Source organism: Myxococcus xanthus, assembly GCF_013116825.1.
GTDB classification, from domain to species: domain Bacteria; phylum Myxococcota; class Myxococcia; order Myxococcales; family Myxococcaceae; genus Myxococcus; species Myxococcus xanthus_B.
Genome location: NZ_JABFNS010000231.1, coordinates 1 through 7356, shown reverse-complemented (window position 1 = coordinate 7356; position 7356 = coordinate 1). Strand labels below are relative to the sequence as shown.

Here is a 7356-nt window from a genome sequence, read left to right as displayed (position 1 = left end):
GGGGGGGCCTGTCCAAATCTTCCACAGGCCGACAATTCGCTATGCGTGCGCGAGCCGTTCCTGGATCAGGGAGAGGAGTTCCCTGCCAGCGAACGGTTTTTCCAGATGGGGGCTTGGTACCGACTCCAGGAAGGCGCGGGCCTGGGGCGTCACCGCGCCGCCGGTGAGGAAGATGACCCGCTGGGCCTGCTCGGGGTGGCGGGCCTGGAGGGCGGAGTAGAAGTCCATCCCGCTCATGCCCGGCATCATCAGGTCGCAGAAGACGACGTCGAAGCGCTCGCCGGACTCGATGCGCTCCAAGGCCTCCTGGGCCCGGGTGAAGAGGGTGACGTCGTGGTGCGGACGCAGCGTCCGCCCCAGGGCCGTGCAGACGAGCGGCTCGTCGTCCACCACCAGCACGCTGCCCCGTTTCTCCGTGGGGGCGGAATGCGGAGCGGGCGGTGGGCGCTCCGTCCCGAGCCGCTGGGAGGGGGTCAGGAGCACCTGGAAGGTGGAGCCCTTGCCCGGCTCGCTCGTCGCATGGATTTCCCCACCCAGGGCCGTCACCAGGCTGTGGCAGATGGACAGGCCCAGTCCGGTGCCCACCCCGGGCTCCTTGGTGGTGAAGAAGGGGTCGAACAGGCGCGGCAGGTGTTCCTTGGCGATACCGGCGCCCGTGTCGGACACCTCCACGCAGACGAGGCCGTTGCCCGAAAGGCGGGTGACGACGCGGATTTCATGGCGCTCCGGCGTCCCGGAGGGAATGGCCTGGGCGGCGTTCACCAGCAGGTTGAGGAACACCTGTCCCAGCCGTGACTCGTTGCCGACCACGGTGGGGACCGCGTCGAGCTGCTTCACCAGGCGGGCGCGGTGACGAATCTCCGTGGTGGCCAGGTTCAGCGTGGACTCCAGCACCTGCCGGACGTCCACTTCCGCGCTCTCCGCTGAGTCCACCCGGCTGAACGTCTTCAAATCCCGGACGATGCTGCGCACCCGGTCGGCGCCCTGCTGCGCCTCGGCGAGCGCGGCCTGGGCGCTGGCCACCGCCTCCGCCAGCCGGGGCTCCATGCTCCGGGTGCCGGTGGGCAGCACGCCGGCGAGCTCCTCGCGCGCGAAGGCCAGGTTGGCGGTGAGGTAGGCCAGGGGGTTGTTGATTTCGTGCGCCACGCCCGCGGCCAGTGTGCCGACGGAGGCCATGCGCTGCGCGAGCATCAGCCGCGCCTGCATCTGGTAGCGCTCCGTCAAGTCATGGGAGACGGAGACGATGGCGTCCTCGCCGTCGAAGGGCAGGGGAAAGGTGGTGGACTCCACGTGCAGCAGGCTGCCGTCGCGTTTGACCAGCCGTCGCTCCTGGATCGCCGCGCGGCCGGCGCGGATGGCTTCGTGCATGCGCGCGTTGGCGCTGGCGAAGTCCTCCTTCGGGATGATGTCGGAGAAGTGCTTGCCCAGCAGCTCGTCCACGCTCTCGTAGCCCAGGGCCGTGGCGACCTTCTGGTTGGCGTAGCGCACGCGCGCGTCGGTGTCGAAGACGGCCACCATGTCCGGCAGGCTGCCGATGAGGGTGCGGAAGCTCACCTCCGAGCGGCGCAGGCCTTCCTCGGCGCGCTTGAGCGGGGTGATGTCCGGGAAGAAGGAGATGATGTGGGGCGTGCCGCCATAGGGCACCAGGCCCATGAAGAGCAGCGTGTGCCGCAGCTCGCCCTCGCGGGTGCGGTACTGCGCGTCCACGCCGCGCACCGTGCCGTGGCGCCGCAGCGTGTCCACGATTTGCGAGCGGTTCAGGGGCGCCTGCCACAGCGCCAGCTCCATCGTGGTGCGCCCGATGACCTCCTCGCGCGTGTAGCCGAAGAGTTCGAAGTAGGCTTCGTTGGCCGCCACCACGCGCCCCTCGGTGATGGTGGTGATGGCCGTGGGCACGGGGCTGACGGCCAGCAGCGTCTCCTTCAGGTCATCTCCGAAGGGCAGGCCCTTGCGGCCCTCGCGCCGGACGAAGCGGCGGTGGGCCAGCTCCAGCCGCAGCGCCAGTTCCTCCTCCTCCACGGGCCACGCGAGCAAATCATCGGCGCCGGCTTCCAGGACGGGCCGCAGTCCGCCCAGCGCGCCCCGGTGGCCCAGGAGCAGCAACACGGATTCCTCGCCGCCGGGCAGGCTGCGCAGCGCGCGCACCAGCGGGACGCGGGAGGGGTCCGTCCGGGCATCCACCATCACCAGCGCGCACGTCCCGCTGCGCCACGCGGCGGGCACCTCCGCCTCGCGCGTCACGGTGACCACCGTGTGTCCCTGCTCGCGCAACCAGGACTCGACTGGCGCCAGGTCCGCCCCTCCCCCCTGGGTGACAATCAGGACCCGCATGGGACACCTCTTGATGACGAACACGCATCGTTACACGACGTCTGCTGTTGTAAAAGCGGGGTGCCGTGCCGGTGTGGCGTGCAGGTGACGAAGCGCCCGGGCTGATACACTGGCCTCAGGACCGGGGTGGACCGGTGGAGACAGGGGGAACTCATGGAACGGCGGGGCTTTGACGACAAGACGGCCACGGAGCCGCAGAAGCCACCACCGTTGCCGGTGCAGGTGCCTCGGCGGAACTTCGAGGGGCTCTTCGTCCATGCGTTGAAGCCCACGGGGTCCTTCGCCCAGTCCTTGCGAGACATTGGCTACGACATGGAGGCGTCGCAGGAGTACTACCCGCTGGCGGTGTGGCGGGCGGCGCTGGGGGTGGCCCGTCGCCATGTCTGCGTGGGGCAGCCGCCCGAGGCGGCCAACCGCGTCCTGGGGCACCGCTATGTGGAGGGGTTCGCCCAGACACTGGTGGGTCGCATCTTCGCCACCGCCGCGCCCCTGTTGGGGACGGAGCGGTGTCTGACGCGCCTGCCCACATATCTGCGGGCGGGGCGCGAGGACATGAAGATGCTGCTGGAGCCGGTGCAGGCGGGGGAATGGCGCATCCGCGTCGTGGACCCGGACCCGCTGCCGGACTTCGTCGCCGGCGTGGTGGAAGGCGTCCTGCTGCGCACCAAGGTGTTGCCCCAGGTGGAGGTGCTGGAGCGGCAGACCGCGGGGTACACCCTGCGGGTGCGCTGGACGAGCGCCTGAGCGGGCCTCCGGGCTCCGGGGGGCCGCTTCATCGCCAGCCAGGGAGGCGGGTTCCCACGGGGGCTCCCTCAGTTGTGATTGGCGGCGAAGTGTCCAGTCGTTAAACCTGCCACCCGTATGCACAAGACTCACCTCGTTGGCGCGCGCACGCACAACCTGAAGGACCTGTCGGTCGACCTCTCGGAAGGGGAGTTCGTCTGCGTCACTGGCGTCTCTGGCGCCGGTAAGTCGAGCCTGGCGCTCGACACCCTGTATGCCGAGGGGCAGCGGCGCTTCGTGGAGAGCTTCAGCCCGTACGCCCGGCAGTTCCTCGAGCGGCTGGAGCGGCCGCCCATGGACGCCCTGGAGCCCGTGGCCGCGGGCGTGGCCGTGGACCGGCGCGCGCCCGTGAAGAGCTCGCGCTCCACGGTGGCCACGCTGGCGGACGTGGAGCCGTACCTGTCCGCGCTCTTCACCCGTGAGGCCGTGCCCGTCTGCGGCACCTGCGGCGTGGAGGCGGTGCGGACGGACGCGCGCGTGGCGGCGGCCGCGGCCATCCGCGAGCACACGGACGCGCAGGCCGTCCTCACCTTCCCGCTGCGCATCCCCGACACGGCGGCCTTCCTGGACGCGCGGGCCCGGCTGCTGAAGGACGGCTACCACCGGCTGATGGTGCAGGGCGAGGTGAAGGAGCTGGAGTCGCTCCGTCCCGCCGAGGCGACCGACCCGGCTGGAATCGCGCGCGTGGTGGTGGACCGGGTGAAGTTGACGAACGCGCAGCTGTCGCGCGTGACGCAGGCCCTGGAGGACGCGTGGACCCGCGCGGACGGCGAGGCGCACCTCTTCGTCCCGGGGCAGAGCGTGCCCCAGCGGCTGCGGCGCGGGCTGGTGTGCCCCAAGTGCGCGCGGGAGTTCGAGGCCGCGCGGCCCGGCCTCTTCAGCTACCAGTCGCCGGTGGGCGCGTGCGCCGCGTGCCGTGGGTTCGGCCGCACCATTGGCATCGACTGGGGCAAGGTGATTCCCAACCCCGAGCTGAGCCTGTCGGAGGGGGCCATCCGTCCCTGGTCCGGCCAGTCCACCACGTGGGAGCGCGGCATGCTCCAGCGCTGGTGCAAGGCGCGGGGGATTCCGTGGGACAAGCCCTGGGGCCTGCTGACGCCCGAGCAGCGGGAGTCGGTGCTGGAGGGCGAGGGCGACTACGACGAGGGCCGCGCCTATCCGGGCGTGCGCGCGTGGTTCCGGTGGATGGAGGGCCGCACGTACAAGATGCACGTGCGCGTGCTGCTGGCGCGCTATCGCGCCTACTCGTTGTGCGAGAGCTGTGGCGGCGGACGCCTCAACGCCCAGGCGCGTGCGTACCGCGTGGGCGGGCTGGATTTGCCGTCGTGGCACCACCTGGAGCTGACGGATGCGCTGGCGCGGCTGGACGCGCTGCGCACCACCACGGGGCAGGGCGAGCTGGCGCGGCGCGAGCTGGCCGGCCGCCTGCGCTACCTCCAGCGGGTGGGCCTGGGCTACCTCACGCTGGACCGCCCCGCGCGCACGCTGTCGGGCGGCGAGGCGCAGCGCGTGTCCCTGACGGCCGCGCTGGGCACGTCCCTCACCGGCGCGCTCTTCGTGCTGGATGAGCCCACCGTGGGCCTGCACCCGGGCGACGTGCCGCCGCTGACGGAGGCCATCGCGGAGCTGGCGGAGCGGGGCAACATCGCGCTGGTCATCGAACATGACCCGCTGGTCATCCGCTCGGCGCACCGCGTGCTGGAGCTGGGGCCCGAGGCCGGGAAGCAGGGCGGGCGGCTGGTGTTCGACGGGACGCCGGAGGCGCTGGCGAAGAAGCAGGACCTGCCCACGGGGCGGCTGCTGGCTGGCGTGGACGAGGTGCCTCGCACGCCGCGCACGCGGACCGGGGCGTTGGTGATTCGGGGGGCCCGCGAGCACAACCTGAAGGACCTCACGGTGGAGGTGCCCCTGGGCGTGCTGTGCGCGGTGACGGGGCCCAGCGGCTCGGGGAAGAGCACGCTGATGGACGAGGTGCTGTACCGGCACCTGGCGCGGCGGCTGGGCGTGAAGGACGTGGAGGCGCCCGGCGCGGTGGACGCGGTGGAGGGCATGGAGGCGGTGAATGCCATCACCCTGGTGGACCAGTCCCCGCTGGGGCGCACCTCGCGCGGCAACGCGGCCACGTACACCAAGGCGTGGGACCGGCTGCGCGAGCGCTTCGCCTCGGAGCCCGACGCGGAGGTGCGCGGCCTCACGGCGGCGCACTTCTCCTTCAACGTCGACAAGGGCCGCTGCGAGGCCTGCTCGGGCGAGGGCTACGAGACGGTGGAGATGCAGTTCCTCGCCGACGTGGCGCTGCTGTGCGCGGTGTGCCGCGGCCGGCGCTTCAAGGAAGAGGTGCTGGCCGTCCGCCACCAGGGCTTCAGCGTGGCCCAGGTGCTGGAGATGACGGTGGACGAGGTGCTCCAGCACTTCGGCGGCGACGTGGCGCTGAAGCGCACGCTGGGGCCGGTGGCGCGCCTGGGGCTGGGCTACCTGCCGCTGGGGCAGCCTTTGTCCACGCTGTCCGGGGGCGAAGCGCAGCGGTTGAAGCTGGCGCGGGCGCTGGCGAGTGAGGCGCAGGGGACGCTGTTCCTCATCGACGAGCCCAGCGCTGGCCTGCACGCGGAGGACGTGCGCCACGTCATCACCGCGCTGAACGCGCTCGTGGACTTCGGCGCGAGCGTGCTGGTGGTGGACCACGATGTGGCGGTGATGAAGGCCTCGGACTGGGTCATCGACCTGGGCCCCGTGGGCGGCCGTGACGGTGGCCGGCTGGTGGCGGAAGGGACGCCGGAGGACGTGGCTCGCGGCAAGGGCGCCACCGCCCAGGCACTGCGGGGCGAGCGCAAGCCGCTGGGCCGCGCGGTGAAGCTGCGCAAGCCGGGCAAGGGTGAGGTCCCCGCCATCGAGGTGGAGCACGCGCGCGAGCACAACCTCCACGACGTGTCGTGCCGCATCCCGCTGGGGAAGATGACCGTCGTCACCGGGCCGAGCGGCTCGGGCAAGAGCTCGCTCGTCTTCGACGTGGTGTTCGCGGAAGGCCAGCGCCGCTTCCTGGAGACGCTGAGCCCCTACGCGCGGCAGTTCCTGCCCTCCATGCCGCGTCCGGATGTGGAGCGCATCAGCTCGCTGCCGCCGTCAGTGGCGCTGGAGCAGCGCACCTCGCGAGCGGGAGCCACCAGCACCGTGGCCACCGTCACCGAGGTGGCCCACTACCTGCGCCTGCTGTTCGCCAAGCTGGGCGAGCCGCACTGCCCGAACGACGACTCGCCCATCACCTCGATGTCGCCGGACGTGCTCTTCGCGCAGCTCACGGCGATGAAGGGCGAAGGCACGTTGCTGGCGCCCGCGGTGCGCTCGCGCAAGGGCACCTACCTGGACATCTTCGCGGCGGCGGCGCGCGCGGGAATCTCGCGGGCCATCGTCGACGGGAAGCCCGCGTCCACGGATGACCCGCCGCGCCTGGCGAAGACGCGTGAGCACGACATCGACCTCGTCATGTACGAGGGCAAGCTGTCGAAGCTGGACCGCGACGTCTTCGAGAAGGCGCTGGGCTGGGGCCAGGGCGCGGTGAAGGTGGACGCCGGAAAGGGCGAGACGCTGCTGTCCACCGAGCGCACCTGCCCCAAGTGCGGCACCGCCGTGCCGGAGCTGGACCCGCGCTGGTTCTCCTTCAACACGAAGCAGGGGCGCTGCGAGTCGTGCGAGGGCACCGGCATCCAGGGCGGCGCCGAGGCGATGGCCGAGGGCGAAGTCGCGCCCTGCCGCACGTGCGGTGGCAGCCGGCTGGCCCCCGTCCCCCGGGGCGTGCGGCTGGAGGGCGCGCGCTACCACGAGGTGGTGCAGCAGTCCGTGGCGTCCACGCTGACGCGGGTGCGCGGCTGGAAGTTCAAGGGGGACCGGGCGCTCCTGGGCGAGCCGTCCCGCCAGGAGCTGCTGCGCCGCATGGAGTTCCTGGAGCGCGTGGGCCTGGGCTACCTGTCCCTGGACCGCAACGCGGCCACGCTGTCGGGCGGGGAGATGCAGCGGCTGCGCCTGTCCGCGCAGCTGGGCGCGGGCCTCACCGGCGCCATGTACGTGCTGGACGAGCCCACCATCGGCCTGCACCCGCGCGACACGCACCGGCTGCTGGACAACCTGCGCGCCCTGGTGGCCACGGGCTCCACGGTGCTGGTGGTGGAGCATGACTCGGACACCATCCGCGCGGCGGACCACCTGCTGGACCTGGGGCCCACGGGCGGCCGGGGGGGCGGGCACATC

The 7356-nt window shown here is 71.8% G+C and carries 3 protein-coding genes; 2 read left to right on the top strand and 1 reads right to left on the bottom strand.

The window, feature by feature from the left end; all coding sequences use genetic code 11:
* Nucleotides 1–39: 39 nt before the first annotated feature.
* Complete coding sequence (locus HNV26_RS36295) at nucleotides 40–2331, bottom strand: hybrid sensor histidine kinase/response regulator (protein ID WP_171443664.1); 2292 nt, start codon at nucleotides 2329–2331, stop codon at nucleotides 40–42.
* Between the two features lie 153 nt (nucleotides 2332–2484).
* On the opposite strand from HNV26_RS36295, the gene HNV26_RS36290 reads away from it, so the two are divergent.
* Together HNV26_RS36290 and uvrA are read left to right on the top strand one after the other, a co-directional pair.
* Nucleotides 2485–3075: a DUF2378 family protein gene (locus HNV26_RS36290; protein WP_171443665.1), complete on the top strand. Its 591-nt coding sequence runs from the start codon at nucleotides 2485–2487 to the stop codon at nucleotides 3073–3075.
* A 117-nt stretch (nucleotides 3076–3192) separates the two neighbouring features.
* The coding region (gene uvrA / locus HNV26_RS36285) for an excinuclease ABC subunit UvrA (RefSeq protein ID WP_171453004.1) at nucleotides 3193–7356 on the top strand (4164 nt) is incomplete at its 3' end.

What these genes read in the sequence shown, in the direction of transcription:
- HNV26_RS36290 (WP_171443665.1), top strand. Translation starts at nt 2,485, where the DNA reads ATGGAACGGCGGGGCTTTGACGACAAGACGGCCACGGAGCCGCAGAAG.
- HNV26_RS36295 (WP_171443664.1), bottom strand. Translation starts at nt 2,331, where the DNA reads ATGCGGGTCCTGATTGTCACCCAGGGGGGAGGGGCGGACCTGGCGCCA.